This window comes from Serratia sp. BFP-2025, from assembly GCF_050880365.1.
Lineage (GTDB): Bacteria > Pseudomonadota > Gammaproteobacteria > Enterobacterales > Enterobacteriaceae > Serratia > Serratia surfactantfaciens.
Window position 1 is genome coordinate 283,141 of the sequence record NZ_JBPAFV010000003.1, and the last position, 14,340, is coordinate 297,480.

The following is a 14,340-nucleotide window of genomic DNA, read 5'->3' on the forward strand; positions in this document are numbered from 1 at the left end:
CATGAGTTCAGAAGCGGTATTCATTCAGGTTGGCGCGCTGGCGGAAGGCTTTGCGCCGCACAGCAATACGCTGGAACGCCAGCACGGCCTGGCGGGCACCACGCTGACGCTGCGCTTTCGCGACGGTGCGACACAGCGCTGCCGGTTCACCGACGAGCAGACGCTGGAGTGGGGAGAGCGGCGCGGCGTCGCCTATCGCGCCACCAGCATTCGCCCCGGCGTGCTGTTCATCGATTTTCTCGACCCCGCACGCGCCAACGCCAGCATTACGCTGGTGTGCGACCGCAATCAGGGCAACTTCACCGCGGTGTACGGCCAACTGCCGGACGAAGCGCAGGCGCGGCTCGACGCCTTCAGCCGGGTGGAACAGGGGCTGCCGCTGACCGCGGTCGAGGCCGAATTCCGCTTCGGCACGCTGGATGACGCCGACGTGGCGCCGCCGGGTTTTACCGATGAGCTGATCGGCATGCGCAATATGTACACCTACAGCCCGACCGAACGCTACGAGCATATCTACCTGAACGACAACTTCTACGCCTGGCAGTGTCTGGACGGGGTGGAGAAAGGGCTGGCGGACGTCGATCGCTGTCACTACGTGAAGGTGGCGGAGCAGCTTTATCTGTTCGTCTGGCGCGAGAAGATCATTCCGACGCTGGGCGTGGTGATGATCGATCTGCAAGGCATGCGCACCGACGGCAAGATCCTCGGCTATCAGGGCAGCGATTTCAGCGCGCTGAGCAACTTTGCGGTCGGCGCCCACGCGCAGGTGCTGAACACCACGCGCCACCCGCGAGGATAGGCCGATGAACGCAACCTATGCGGCCGACGCCTTCGCGGGGCAGGCGGTGCTGGTGACCGGCGGCGCTCAGGGCATTGGGCTGGCGATCGTCAGCGCCTTCGCCCGGTTGGGCGCCGAGGTGACGATCGCGGACGTGCAGCTGCCGCAGGCACAGGCGGCGGCGCAAGCGCTGCGGGACGAAGGGTTGAGCGTGCAGGCGCTGGCCTGCGATCTGGCCGAGCCGGGGCAGATCGCCGAGGGGGTGGCGGCGGTGGGCGAGCGGCATCAACGGCTGGATGTGGTGATCCACAACGCCGCTTACTTTCCGCTGACGCCGTTCGCCGCCATCGACGCGGCCCTGCTGCAACGCACGCTGAGCGTCAATCTGATGGCGCCGTTCTTTCTGGCGCAGGCAGCGCTGCCGTGGATGCGCCGCTCCGGCGGCGGCAGTCTGCTGGTGACCTCGTCGGTGACCGGCCCGCGGGTGGCCTACCCGGGGCTGGCGCACTACGCCGCTTCCAAGGCCGGGGTGAACGGGTTTATTCGCGCGGCGGCGCTGGAGCTGGCGGCGGAGAAAATTCGCGTCAACGGCGTGGAGCCGGGGATGATCCGCACGCCGGCGATGGCCAACCTGGGCGACGCGCAGGTGAATCAGGCGATCGCCGCTGCGGTGCCGCTCGGGCGGCTGGGTGAACCGGAAGACATCGCCGCGGCGATGGTGTTTCTCGCCTCGCCGGCGGCGGCCTATATCACCGGCCAGACGCTGGTGGTGGACGGCGGCGCGCTGTTGCCGGAAACGAATTCTCCGCTTGCTTGACGCTGCAGCGTTGTTGGCTGCAGACGCCAATTAATTTGAGAATTCCGGTGGGTTAAATCACTGCTTGGCAGGATGCGCGGTGACGTTGGCGGGCAGGCTGTCGCCCAGGGTGATCAGCTCGTCCAGCAACGTCATCAACTGGTCCATTTTCTGCCGCGAAAAGGCGGCTTCAATCTCGGCGTAGCCCTGTTCCACCTGGTGGCGCGCCACTTCATACAGATCCTGACCCTGTTGGGTCAGCGACACGTACAGCTTGCGCTGATCGTTGACGGGTTTCAGGCGGAAGATCAGCTTGTCGCGCTCCATGCGCGACAGAATGCCGGTCAGGCTGGGGCGCAGGATACAGGTTTCCGCCGCCAGCTCGTGGAATTCGATCGAACGGCTGTTGGCCAGCACGCGGATGATGCGCCACTGCTGCTCGGTGAGATTGTGGCTTTTCAGGATCGGGCGGAAGAACCCCATGGCGGTTTCACGCGCCTGCAGCAGGGCGATGGTTAACGATTCATGCATAAGTTTGGCCTTAGCTATCAAGGTGTTCGTTATTACGGCGCTCGTTATGGGGGCGCCTGCCCCACAAAGCCCGATTTTGTTAATAACTTAATAGTAGCCAAAGTTACCCGTAGGGATAAAGCAAAAATGCAAGGCGCAGCGAAAAATGGTGTGAAAAAGGGTTAATACGTTGAGTAATCACGCTAATGTTCTTGTTTTGTGAATATTTTGTTATCACGATCACAAATCACTCCAAGCGCGTTGCGTAAAAGCTGCACAGCGTATAAAAGTAATCATTAATATATTAATGAATGCCGGTTGTCATGTTTTGCCATTGGAGGAGTTCGCATGAAAGGCACCGTATTTTCCGTTGCGCTGAACCACCGCAGCCAACTGGACGCCTGGGATCAGGCGTTTCACCAGCCGCCGTATCAGACCCCACCCAAAACCCCGGTGTGGTTTATCAAACCGCGCAATACCCACCTCGCCAACGGCGGGGCGATCCCGTTTCCGGCCGGTGAAACCGTGCAGAGCGGCGGCACGCTGGCGGTGATCATCGGCGACACCGCGCGCAAGGTGCCGGCGGCGCAGGTGAGCCGTTATCTGGCCGGTTACGCGTTGGCCAACGACGTCAGCCTGCCGGAGAGCAGCTTCTATCGCCCGGCGATCAAGGCCAAATGCCGCGACGGGTTCTGCCCGCTGGGAGAGATCGGCCAGCTGGAGAATGCGGATCGGCTGGAGATCGTCACCGAGATCAACGGCGTGGAGCAGGATCGCTGGTCCACCGCCGATCTGGTGCGCTCGGTGCCGGAGCTGATCGCCGCCATCAGCGATTTCATCACCCTGCAGCCGGGCGATGCGGTGCTGATCGGCACCCCGCACCAGCGGGTGGAGATCAAACCGGGGGATGAGGTGACGGTGCGCGCCGCCGGCCTGCCCACTCTGAGCAACCGCGTCACCCAGGCAGGAGCCACATCATGAAACATGCCCGTATTCGCCATCATGGCCAGATCGTCAACGTTCAGGTGGACGACCAGCTGCGCGTCACGCTGCCAAACGGCGAGGTGCTGCAGGAGCGCGAAGTGGAATGGCTGCCGCCGGCGCAGGGCACGGTGTTTGCCCTGGGGCTGAACTATGCCGACCACGCCAGCGAACTGGAATTCAAGGCGCCGGAAGAGCCGCTGGTGTTCCTCAAGGCACCGAACACCCTGACCGGCCATCGTCAGGTATCGGTGCGTCCTGCCGACGTGGAGTACATGCATTACGAAGCCGAGCTGGTGGCGGTGATCGGCAAGACCGCGCGCAACGTCAGCCGCGAGCGCGCCATGGAGTATGTGGCGGGCTACACCCTGTGCAACGACTACGCCATCCGCGACTACCTGGAAAACTACTACCGGCCGAATCTGCGGGTGAAGAGCCGCGATACCCTGACGCCGATCGGGCCGTACATCGTCGATCGCGACGACGTCGCCGATCCGCACCGGCTGGCGCTCAGCACCTACGTCAACGGCGAGCTGCGCCAGCGCGGCAGTACCGCCGACATGATTTTCGACATTCCGTTCCTGATCGCCTACCTGAGCGAATTCATGACGCTGCAGCCGGGCGACATGATCGCCACCGGCACGCCGAAAGGGCTGGCCGACGTGCGGCCGGGCGACGAAGTGGTGGTGGAGATCGAGGGCATCGGCCGTCTGGTTAACCACATTATCAGTGAAAAAGATTACGAGGAGAGCCTGCGATGAAAACCATCAACCACTGGATCAACGGCAAGAACGTCGCCAGCAAAGAGTATTTCACCACCACCAACCCGGCGAACGGCGAAGTGCTGGCGGAAGTGGCCTCCGGCGGCCAGCTGGAGATCGACCAGGCGGTGGCGGCCGCGAAAGAGGCTTTCCCCAAATGGGCCAACACGCCGATGAAAGAGCGCGCGCGCCTGATGCGCCGTCTGGGTGAACTGATCGACCAGAACGTGCCGCAGATCGCCGAAATGGAAACTGCCGATACCGGCCTGCCGATCCATCAGACCAAAAACGTGCTGATCCCGCGCGCCTCGCACAACTTCGAGTTCTTCGCCGAGGTGTGCCAGCAGATGAACGGCAAGACCTACCCGGTGGACGACAAGATGCTCAACTACACGCTGGTGCAGCCAGTGGGGGTCTGCGCGCTGGTGTCGCCGTGGAACGTGCCGTTCATGACCGCCACCTGGAAAACCGCACCTTGCCTGGCGTTGGGTAACACTGCGGTGTTGAAGATGTCCGAACTGTCGCCGCTGAGCGCCGATCGCCTGGGCGAGCTGGCGCTAGAGGCCGGTATTCCCGCCGGGGTGCTGAACGTGGTGCAGGGTTACGGCGCCACCGCCGGCGACGCGCTGGTGCGCCATAAAGACGTGCGCGCGGTTTCGTTCACCGGCGGCACCGCCACCGGCCGCCGCATTATCGAAAGCGCCGGGCTGAAGAAATTCTCCATGGAGCTCGGCGGCAAGTCGCCGGTGCTGATCTTTGAAGACGCCGACATCGAGCGGGCGCTCGACGCCGCGCTGTTCACCATCTTCTCGATCAACGGCGAACGCTGCACCGCCGGTTCGCGCATCTTCATTCAGGAGAGCATCTACCCGGAATTCGTCAAACGCTTCGCCGAGCGCGCCAACCGTCTGCGCGTGGGTGATCCGCAAGATCCCAACACCCAGGTGGGGGCGCTGATCAGCCCGCAGCACTGGGAAAAAGTCTCCGGCTATATCCGCCTCGGGGTGGAAGAAGGGGCGACCCTGCTGGCCGGCGGCCCGGACAAACCGGCTGGTTTGAGCCACGGCAACTTCCTGCGCCCGACGGTGCTGGCGGATGTCGATAACCGGATGCGCGTGGCGCAGGAGGAGATCTTCGGGCCGGTGGCCTGCCTGCTGCCGTTCAAGTCGGAAGAAGACGGCCTGCGCATGGCCAACGACGTGGAGTACGGCCTGGCGTCGTACATCTGGACGCAGGATGTGAGCAAGGTTCTGCGCCTGGCCCGCGGCATCGAAGCCGGCATGGTTTTCGTCAACACCCAAAACGTGCGCGATCTGCGCCAACCGTTCGGCGGCGTGAAAGCCTCCGGCACCGGCCGCGAAGGCGGCGAATACAGCTTCGAAGTGTTCGCCGAAATGAAGAACGTGTGCATTTCCATGGGCGACCACCCGATCCCGAAATGGGGCGTCTGAGCCTCAGACCACAATAATAACGAGAGAGATGAGAACAATGACGACAAAACTGACCACTAATGCTGTCCCTGCTCCCGACGTCGTGCGCTGTGCCTACATGGAAATTCAGGTCACGAACCTTAAAGCCGCACGCGAATTTTACGTCGATATCCTCGGCCTGGTCGTGACCGCCGAAGATGACAAAACCCTCTACCTGCGTTCGATGGAGGAGTTCATTCACCATAACCTGGTGCTGCGCGAAGGGCCGGTGGCCGCCGTGGCGGCGTTTGCTTTCCGCGTGCGCACGCCGGAAGACGTCGATCGCGCCGAAGCGTATTTCAAGGCGCTTGGCTGCCGCACCGAGCGGCGGGTGAACGGGTTCGCCAAAGGCATCGGCGATGCGGTGCGGGTAGAAGATCCGCTCGGTTTCCCGTACGAATTTTTCTACGACGTGCAGCACGTCGAGCGTCTGGCCTGGCGTTACGATCTGTATACGCCGGGCGCGCTGGTGCGCCTCGATCACTTTAACCAAATCACCCCAGACGTGCCGCGCGCCGTGGAATATATCCAGGGGCTGGGCTTCCGCGTAACGGAAGACATCCGCGATGAAGACGGCGTGGTTTACGCCGCCTGGATGCGCCGTAAGGCGACGGTGCACGATACCGCGATGACCGGCGGCGCCGGGCCGCGCATGCACCACATCGCCTTCGCCACCCATGAAAAACACAACATTTTGGCCATCTGCGACAAACTCGGCGCGCTGCGCAAATCCGATTTGATCGAACGCGGCCCTGGCCGTCACGGCGTCTCCAACGCGTTCTATCTCTACCTGCGCGATCCCGATGGCCACCGCGTGGAAATCTACACGCAGGATTACTACACCGGCGATCCGGACAACCCGACCGTGACCTGGGACGTGCATGACAACCAGCGCCGCGACTGGTGGGGCAATCCGGTGGTGCCGAGCTGGTACACCGAAGGATCGCTGGTGCTGGATCTCGATGGGCAGCCGCAGCCGGTCATCGAACGCAGCGCGCCCAGCGAAATGGCCGTCACCATCGGCGCAGACGGTTTTTCCTATACCCGCGAGGGCGATACGGAAAAAGGTTTCAAACTTGGCAATACGCTGTAAATGCCGTTGCGCGGGCCTGGCCCGCGCATATTCGCCGTCTGGAGAACGCTATGCCCCATTTTTACGCTGAATGTACCGACAACATCCGCCGCGAGGCGGATTTGCCGACTCTGTTCGCCAAGGTCAACGAAGCGCTGGCGGCGACCGGCATCTTCCCGTTGGCCGGCGTGCGCAGCCGCGCCATCTGGCTCGACACCTGGCAGATGGCCGACGGCAAGCAGGATTACGCCTTCGTGCACATGACGCTGAAGATCGGCCACGGCCGCAGTCTGGAAAGCCGGCAACAGGTGGGCGAGATGCTGTTTGCGCTGATCAAGGAACACTTCGCCGCGCTGATGGCGCAGCGTTACCTGGCGCTCTCTTTCACTATGGAAGAGCTGGATCCGGTACTGAATTACAAACAGAACAATGTCCACGCGCTGTTCAACAAAGCGTGAATAAGGGGTCGTAAATGCTGGATAAAGAGCAGGTTAACCGCGCCGTGCAGCGTCTGCATCAGGCGGAAAAGAGCCGTGAGCAGATCCGCGCGCTGTCGCTCGATCATCCCGAGATCACCATCGAAGACGCTTACGCCATTCAGCGGCAGTGGGTGGAGCTGAAGATCGCCGAGGGGCGCACGCTCAAAGGCCACAAGATCGGCCTGACCTCGCGCGCCATGCAGGTGAGCTCGCAGATCACCGAACCGGATTACGGCGCGCTGCTGGACGACATGTTCTTCAACGACGGCAGCGATATTCCGATCGATCGCTTTATCGTGCCGCGGGTGGAGGTGGAGCTGGCGTTCATACTGGCCAAGCCGCTGCGCGGGCCGAACTGTACGCTGTTCGACGTCTACAACGCCACCGATTACATCATTCCGGCGCTGGAGATTATCGACGCGCGCAGCCATAACGTCGATCCCGAGACTCAGCGGCCGCGCAAGGTGTTCGACACCATCTCCGACAACGCCGCTAACGCCGGGGTGGTGATGGGCGGGCGGCCGATCAAGCCGGATGCGCTGGATCTGCGCTGGATCTCTGCGCTGCTGTACCGCAACGGCGTGATTGAAGAGTCCGGCGTGGCGGCGGCGGTGCTCAACCACCCGGCCAACGGCGTGGCCTGGCTGGCCAACAAGCTGGCGCCGTATGAGGTGGAGCTGGAGGCGGGGCAGGTGATCCTCGGCGGCTCCTTCACCCGGCCGGTGCCGGCGCGGCGCGGCGATACCTTCCACGTCGACTACGGCCCGATGGGCTGCATCAGCTGCCGCTTCGTCTAATAAGCAGGCTCGGCGAACCGGGCCGCACTAAACCGGGCGGGGGCCATGCGCCGCGCCCGCTTGTCAGGGAGAATGCGATGTTAACCAACCACTTCAAACGTGCGCTGCAGGAAAAACGCCCGCAGATCGGGCTGTGGCTCGGGCTGTGCAGCAGCTACAGCGCCGAGCTGCTGGCCGGCGCCGGTTTCGACTGGCTGCTGATCGACGGCGAACATGCGCCCAACAACGTGCAAACGGTGCTGGGGCAGCTGCAGGCGGTCGCGCCTTACCCCAGCCAGCCGGTGGTGCGTCCGCCGTGGAACGACGCGGTGATCATCAAGCAGCTGCTGGACGTCGGCGCGCAAACCTTGCTTATCCCGATGATTCAAAACGCCGAACAGGCGCGTGACGCGGTGCGCGCGACGCGCTATCCACCGCACGGGGTGCGCGGCGTCGGCAGCGCCCTGGCGCGCGCTTCACGCTGGAACCGGGTGCCCGATTACCTGCAGCAGGCCGACGAGCAGATGTGCGTGCTGGTGCAGATTGAAACCCGCGAAGCGGTGAAAAACCTCGACGCCATTTTACAGGTGGAAGGGGTGGACGGCGTGTTTATCGGCCCGGCGGATCTCAGCGCCGACATGGGCTTCGCCGGCAACCCGCAGCACCCGGAGGTGCAGCGCACCATCGACGACGCCATCGCGCGCATCCGCGCCGCCGGCAAGGCGCCGGGCATTCTGATGGCCAACAAGGCGCTGGCGCAGCGCTATCTGGAAGCCGGCGCGCTGTTCGTCGCGGTAGGGGTGGACACCACCCTGCTGGCGCGGGCGGCGGAAGCCCTGGCGGACGAGTTCAAGCAGGGCGGGGCGTCAGCACCTTCATCGGGAGTCTACTGAACCATGAACCACGTCGATTCGCTGCAGCCGGCCAACCCGGCGCAGCAACATAAAGCGTTAACCGCCGCCGAGCAATCGGTGATTAAAAAGTTGTTTCGGCGCCTGATCATTTTCCTGTTCGTGCTGTTTGTTTTCTCTTTCCTCGACCGCATCAACATCGGCTTCGCCGGGTTGACGATGGGCAAAGATCTCGGCCTCAGCTCGACCATGTTCGGGCTGGCGGCGACGTTGTTCTATGTCACCTACGTGATCTTCGGCATTCCCAGCAACATGATGCTGAGCCGGGTCGGCGCGCGGCGCTGGATCGCCACCATCATGGTGCTGTGGGGCATCGCCTCCACCTGCACCATGTTCGCCACCGGGCCCACCAGCCTGTACGTGCTGCGTATGATCGTCGGTATCACCGAGGCCGGCTTCCTGCCGGGCATTCTGGTGTACCTCACCTACTGGTTCCCGGCGTTCTACCGCGCCCGCGCCAACGCCTTGTTCATGATCGCCATGCCGGTGACCATGGCGATCGGCTCGCTGGTCTCCGGCTATATTCTGGCGCTGGACGGGGTGATGAACCTGAAGGGCTGGCAGTGGCTGTTCCTGCTGGAAGGCATTCCGTCGGTGCTGCTGGGCGTGGTGGTGTGGTTCTATCTCGACGATACGCCGGCCAAGGCCAAGTGGCTGACCGACGAGGAGAAAGCCAGCCTGAAGGCGATGATGGAGGCCGACAAGCTGCAGCTGGTGCAACCCAACGGGCCGAGCAGCCACCGCGCGCTGCAGCAGCGCAGCCTGTGGCGCGAGATCTGCACGCCGATCGTGCTGATGTACACGCTGGCCTATTTCTGCCTGACCAACACCCTGAGCGCGATCAATATCTGGACGCCGCAGATCCTGCAGAGCTTTAACCAGGGCAGCAGCAACGTGACGATCGGCATCCTGGCGGCGATCCCGCAGATCTGCACCATCGCCGGCATGGTGTGGTGGAGCAAACGATCCGACCGGCTGCAGGAGCGCAAGCATCACACCGCGCTGCCGTACCTGTTCGCCGCCGCCGGCTGGCTATTGGCGTCGGCCACCGATCACAGCCTGATCCAACTGCTGGGGATCGTGATGGCTTCGGTCGGCTCCTTTACCGCCATGGCGATCTTCTGGACCACGCCGGATCAGTCGATCAGCCTGGAAGCGCGGGCGGTGGGGATCGCCGTGATCAACGCCACCGGCAACATCGGATCGGCGCTCAGCCCGCTGTTGATCGGCTGGTTCAAAGACATGACCGGCAGCTTCAACTCCGGGCTGTATTTCGTCTCGGCGCTGTTGATCGTCGGCGCCGTGTTGGTGTGGCGCATCCCGATGAAGGATTCGCGCCCGAGAGCGACGCCTTGATGCGCAGATAGGCAGGATTGCAGGAGGTCATGAGGTGCGGAAAAGTACCGGCTTTATCGCCAACATCGATATTTGCAAAGAGTATGACGCGCGCTACGCCGCCGACGAGGTGCATTACGAAACCTTCGCCGGGCTGGCGGCGTTCTTCGGCCGCGACATGCAGGTGCATTGGCACGACTGCTTTTTCCAGGTGCATTTCCTGGAGACCGGCAAGATAGAGCTGCAGCTCGACGATCAGCACTATTCGGTGCAGGCGCCGCTGTTCATCCTCACGCCGCCGTCGGTGCCGCATGCGTTCTTCACCGAACCGGACAGCGACGGCCACGTGCTGACGGTGCGCCAGGAGCTGATTTGGCCGCTGCTGGAGCGCCTCTATCCCGGCAGCAATCTGGCGCTGGACATGCCGGGCATCTGCCTGTCGCTGGCCGACGCGCCGCAGGAGCTGACGGCGCTCAGCCACTATTGGGCGCTGATCCGCCGCGAGTTCGCGCAGAACCTGGCCGGGCGCGAACAGACGCTGGCGCTGCTGGCGCAGGCGGTGTTCACGCTGCTGCTGCGCAACACCGCGCTGGAAGACAGCGCCAACAGCGGCGTGCGCGGGGAATTGAAACTATTTCAACGATTTAACAAGATGGTGGACGAGCGTTTCCGCGAGCACCTGCCGGTGCCGGAGTATGCGCAGGCGCTGGGGGTGACCGAATCGCGGCTCAACGACCTGTGCCGACGCTTCGCCAATCGGCCGCCCAAGCGGCTGATCTTCGATCGGCTGCTGCGCGAGGCCAAGCGCATGCTGCTGTTCAGCGCCTGCACGGTGCATGAAACCGCCTACAGCCTCGGCTTCAAGGATCCGGCCTATTTCGCCCGGTTTTTCAATCGGCTGGAAGGCTGTTCCCCTTCGACCTACCGCGCGGCGCAGCACGCCCTTTCGTAACCGCGATCACAGTTTGCCGCGAAAGCGGCAAACTGACCTGAAAAGTACCGGCGATTGCCGCAAAAGTCTCTTCTCGAAACCGGCTTTGGCAGCTTCAATTAAGCAACCAAAAGAAAACATTATTTTAACAAATGGCCGGCTCCACGGCCTGAAAAATGCCGATGACGAGGAAGACCCGATGAAACCAGAAGACTTTCGTGCCGACAGCAAACGCCCGTTCACCGGCGCCGAATACCTGAAAAGTTTGCAGGACAGCCGCGAAATCTACATTTACGGCGAGCGCGTGAAAGACGTCACTACGCACCCTGCGTTCCGCAACGCCGCGGCGTCTGTCGGCCAGCTGTACGACGCGTTGCACGATCCGGCCAGCCAGGATCGCCTGTGCTGGAACACCGACACCGGCAACGGCGGTTACACCCACAAATTCTTCCGCTATGCCCGCAGCCCGGAAGAGATGCGCCAACAGCGCGACGCCATCGCCGACTGGTCGCGCCAAAGCTATGGCTGGATGGGGCGCACGCCGGACTACAAGGCGGCCTTCGGCTGCGCGCTGGGCGCTTATCCGGAGTTCTACGGCCAGTTCGCCGACAACGCGCGCCACTGGTACAAACGCATTCAGGAAACCGGGCTCTATTTCAACCACGCCATCGTCAACCCGCCGATCGACCGCCATAAGCCGGTCAACGAGGTGAAAGATGTCTACATTCAGGTGGAAAAAGAGACCGACGCCGGCATCATCGTCAGCGGCGCCAAAGTGGTGGCCACCAACTCGGCGTTGACCCACTACAACTTCATCGGCTTCGGTTCGGCGCAGGTGATGGGCGATAACCCGGACTTCGCGCTGATGTTCGTGGCGCCGATGGACGCCGAAGGGGTGAAGCTGATTTCGCGCGCCTCCTACGAGCTGGTGGCCGGCGCCACCGGATCGCCGTTCGACTACCCGCTCACCAGCCGCTTTGACGAGAACGACGCGATCCTGATCATGGATCATGTGTTGATCCCGTGGGAAAACGTGCTGATCTACCGCGATTTTGACCGCTGCCGCCGCTGGAGCACCCAGGGCGGTTTCGCCCGGCTGTTCCCGCTGCAGGCCTGCGTGCGCCTGGCGGTGAAGATGGATTTCATCACCGCGCTGCTGCAAAAGAGCCTCTCGTGCACCGGCGTGCTGGAGTTCCGCGGCGTGCAGGCCGATCTGGGCGAAGTGGTGGCCTGGCGCAACCTGTTCTGGTCGCTGAGCGACGCGATGTGCGCCGAAGCCACTAAATGGGAAAACGGCGCCTATCTGCCGGATTCCGCCGCGCTGCAAACCTACCGGGTGATGGCGCCGATGGCCTACACCAAGGTGAAACACATCATCGAGAAGAACGTCACCAGCGGCCTGATCTACCTGCCGTCCAGCGTGCGCGACATGAACAATCCGGAGATCGACAAGTACCTGGCGCGCTACGTGCGCGGATCGGACGGCATGGATCACGTCGAGCGCATCAAGATCCTCAAGCTGATGTGGGATGCGATCGGCAGCGAATTCGGCGGCCGTCACGAGCTGTATGAGATCAACTACGCCGGCAGCCAGGATGAGATCCGCCTGCAGTGCCTGCGCCACGCGCAGGGATCCGGCAACATGGATCGCATGATGCAGATGGTCGACAAATGCCTGGCCGATTACGATCAGCACGGCTGGAAGGTACCGCACCTGCGGAACAATGACGATATTAATCAGTTGGATAATCTGCTGAAGTAATTCAGGAGGAGGTTGTATGTCTCAGGAAAATGAACAGCGGTTGCGCTTTCGCGATGCCATGGCCAGCCTGTCGGCGGCGGTGAATATCGTCACCACCGACGGCCCGGCGGGGCGCTGCGGCATTACCGCCACGGCGGTGTGCTCGGTAACCGATACGCCGCCGACGCTGCTGGTGTGCATCAATCGCAACAGCGCGATGAACCCGGTGTTTCAGGAAAACGGCAGGCTGTGCGTCAACGTGCTCAACCACGAGCAGGAGCTGATGGCGCGCCACTTCGCCGGCATGACCGGCGTCAGCATGGAGGAGCGTTTCCGGCTGGAAGAGTGGCAGCTTGGCGCGCTGGGGCAGCCGGTGCTGCGCAATACCCTGGCCAGCCTGGAAGGGGAGATCGAACAGATCCAGAGCATCGGCACCCACCAGATGTACCTGGTGCAGATCAAGCAGATCGCGCTGAGCGAAGCCGGCAACGGTCTGATCTACTTCAAGCGCAACTTCCATTCGGTGATCCACCCGATGGCGGTGCCGGCCTGAGGCGTTGGGGCGCAGCAGCCTGCGCCCCGCGTTTCAACTCTTGTTGGCTGCCAGATCGCTCACCAGGCGGTTGACCGGATCGCTCATGTTGGTGAACTTGCTTAGCTCTGAGCGTGTCACCACCACGAACACCCCGACGTTTTTCGCCGGAATCATCGCCATGTAGGTAATGAATCCGCCGCCGCCGCCGGTCTTCTGAATGATGCCCGGCAGCCCGTCTTTCGGTGCCATATACACCCAACCCAATCCCAGCGCATCCGCTTGCCCCGGCACGTCCATGCCCTTCAGCGACACCAGATCGTGGCGCTGGAAGTACATGGTTTGCTCGCTGGCGGCGGTGGCTTTGCGCGGGCCGCTGGCGCTGGAAGAGAGGAACTGCTGCATCCAGCGCTGCATGTCGCGCGGGGTCGAGTAGACGCCGCCGCTGCCGGCTGCGGCGGTGGTGTCGCGGCAGGCGCTTGGGCCGGCCGCCGCCACCATCAGGCGAGAGCACTGTTCGGGGCTTGGCGTCAGCGTGGTGTCGACCATGCCGAGCGGCGCGGTGATTTTCTCTTTCAGCAGCGCGTTGTAAGGCTTGCCCGCGGCGCGCGACAGCGCATCGGCCAGCAGGTCATACGCCAGGTTGGAGTAGGCGGCGTGCACCCCCGGCGGCACCGTGACGTTGGCGTGCGCCAGCCACTGCCAGCGCTGGGCCTTGGTCGGCCAGGTGAACACCGGCGTTTTCGGCGGCTTCTTGCCCGGCTGCTCGCGCGGCAGCGAACTGGTGTGGGTCGCCAGGTTCAGCAGGGTGATCGGTTGACCGGCGTTGTAAGCCGGTACATAGGCGCCTTTGGGGGCGTACTTGCGCAGCGGGTCGGTCAGCTTGACCTGGCCATCCGCCGCCATTTTCACCATCACTTCGCTGGTCATCAGCTTGGTGATCGAGGCGATGCGGATCAGGGAATCCGGGCGCGGGCGCAGGTTGTTGCCGGGTTTGGTGTCGCCAAAGCTGCGGTTAACCACCTGATTGCCGTCGATCACTACCAGCGCCATGCCGGTGGCGCCGCTGTTGTAGAAAATATGTTCGGCATACTGGTCGACGATTTGCGAAGCCAGCTGCGGGGGCGCGGCCTGCACGGTCAGCGGCGCGGCGCACAGGCCCAGCGCCAGCAATAAAGCGGAGACAGAGTTCTTCAACGGTCGTTATCCATTTAACAATGCAGCGGGAAAGGGCGTCATTCGTCGCCCAGTGTAATGCGCCCAGGCCC

General features: G+C 62.8%; 15 protein-coding genes. 13 read left to right on the forward strand and 2 right to left on the reverse strand.

The genetic code is table 11. The features are described 5' to 3' along the window. The first annotated feature begins 1 nt into the window (after position 1). Complete coding sequence (locus tag ACRAWE_RS19400; RefSeq protein ID WP_049300740.1) at positions 2–799, forward strand: molybdenum cofactor biosynthesis F family protein; 798 nt, start codon at positions 2–4, stop codon at positions 797–799. Between the two features lie 4 nt (positions 800–803). Then, positions 804–1,595: an SDR family oxidoreductase gene (locus ACRAWE_RS19405; protein ID WP_063918103.1), complete on the forward strand. Its 792-nt coding sequence runs from the start codon at positions 804–806 to the stop codon at positions 1,593–1,595. Between the two features lie 57 nt (positions 1,596–1,652). Here the strand turns inward: ACRAWE_RS19405 and hpaR are convergent, their stop codons facing one another. Continuing rightward, the gene (gene hpaR / locus ACRAWE_RS19410) at positions 1,653–2,105 is read right to left on the reverse strand and encodes a homoprotocatechuate degradation operon regulator HpaR (RefSeq protein WP_004933183.1); all 453 of its coding nucleotides are present in this window, start codon (positions 2,103–2,105) and stop codon (positions 1,653–1,655) included. Between the two features lie 327 nt (positions 2,106–2,432). Between hpaR and ACRAWE_RS19415 the strand changes: the two genes are divergently transcribed. The 11 genes from ACRAWE_RS19415 (at position 2,433) to hpaC (ending at position 13,093) form a co-directional block, all read left to right on the forward strand. After that, a complete protein-coding gene (locus tag ACRAWE_RS19415) occupies positions 2,433–3,065 on the forward strand; it encodes a fumarylacetoacetate hydrolase family protein (RefSeq protein ID WP_019454953.1) in 633 nt (210 codons plus the stop codon). Beyond that, entirely contained in the window at positions 3,062–3,826 is a 765-nt protein-coding gene (locus tag ACRAWE_RS19420) for a fumarylacetoacetate hydrolase family protein (RefSeq protein ID WP_004933177.1), read from the forward strand. The genes ACRAWE_RS19415 and ACRAWE_RS19420 overlap by 4 nt, the downstream gene beginning before the upstream one ends. Then, positions 3,823–5,277 (forward strand): 5-carboxymethyl-2-hydroxymuconate semialdehyde dehydrogenase, encoded by a 1,455-nt coding sequence (gene hpaE, locus ACRAWE_RS19425; RefSeq protein WP_033631722.1) that lies wholly within the window; start codon positions 3,823–3,825, stop codon positions 5,275–5,277. Before ACRAWE_RS19420 ends, hpaE begins: the two co-directional genes overlap by 4 nt. 37 nt (positions 5,278–5,314) lie before the next feature. Beyond that, complete coding sequence (gene hpaD / locus ACRAWE_RS19430; RefSeq protein WP_004933173.1) at positions 5,315–6,388, forward strand: 3,4-dihydroxyphenylacetate 2,3-dioxygenase; 1,074 nt, start codon at positions 5,315–5,317, stop codon at positions 6,386–6,388. A 50-nt stretch (positions 6,389–6,438) separates the two neighbouring features. After that, complete coding sequence (locus ACRAWE_RS19435) at positions 6,439–6,825, forward strand: 5-carboxymethyl-2-hydroxymuconate Delta-isomerase (RefSeq protein WP_004933172.1); 387 nt, start codon at positions 6,439–6,441, stop codon at positions 6,823–6,825. Between the two features lie 14 nt (positions 6,826–6,839). Further along, entirely contained in the window at positions 6,840–7,643 is an 804-nt protein-coding gene (hpaH, locus tag ACRAWE_RS19440; protein WP_074055322.1) for a 2-oxo-hept-4-ene-1,7-dioate hydratase, read from the forward strand. A gap of 77 nt (positions 7,644–7,720) precedes the next feature. After that, on the forward strand, positions 7,721–8,515 hold the full coding sequence (gene hpaI / locus ACRAWE_RS19445; RefSeq protein WP_019454958.1) for a 4-hydroxy-2-oxoheptanedioate aldolase: 795 nt from the start codon (positions 7,721–7,723) through the stop codon (positions 8,513–8,515). A gap of 3 nt (positions 8,516–8,518) precedes the next feature. Then, positions 8,519–9,889, forward strand: coding sequence for a 4-hydroxyphenylacetate permease (gene hpaX / locus ACRAWE_RS19450; protein WP_154747140.1), 1,371 nt, complete (start codon positions 8,519–8,521; stop codon positions 9,887–9,889). A gap of 34 nt (positions 9,890–9,923) precedes the next feature. Beyond that, entirely contained in the window at positions 9,924–10,820 is an 897-nt protein-coding gene (gene hpaA / locus ACRAWE_RS19455; RefSeq protein ID WP_019454960.1) for a 4-hydroxyphenylacetate catabolism regulatory protein HpaA, read from the forward strand. 178 nt (positions 10,821–10,998) lie between these two features. Then, entirely contained in the window at positions 10,999–12,561 is a 1,563-nt protein-coding gene (gene hpaB / locus ACRAWE_RS19460) for a 4-hydroxyphenylacetate 3-monooxygenase, oxygenase component (RefSeq protein ID WP_019454961.1), read from the forward strand. 16 nt (positions 12,562–12,577) lie between these two features. Beyond that, positions 12,578–13,093, forward strand: coding sequence for a 4-hydroxyphenylacetate 3-monooxygenase, reductase component (gene hpaC / locus ACRAWE_RS19465; protein ID WP_154747139.1), 516 nt, complete (start codon positions 12,578–12,580; stop codon positions 13,091–13,093). A gap of 33 nt (positions 13,094–13,126) precedes the next feature. Here the strand turns inward: hpaC and ampH are convergent, their stop codons facing one another. Further along, complete coding sequence (gene ampH / locus ACRAWE_RS19470; protein ID WP_063918107.1) at positions 13,127–14,269, reverse strand: D-alanyl-D-alanine-carboxypeptidase/endopeptidase AmpH; 1,143 nt, start codon at positions 14,267–14,269, stop codon at positions 13,127–13,129. Positions 14,270–14,340: the final 71 nt, after the last annotated feature.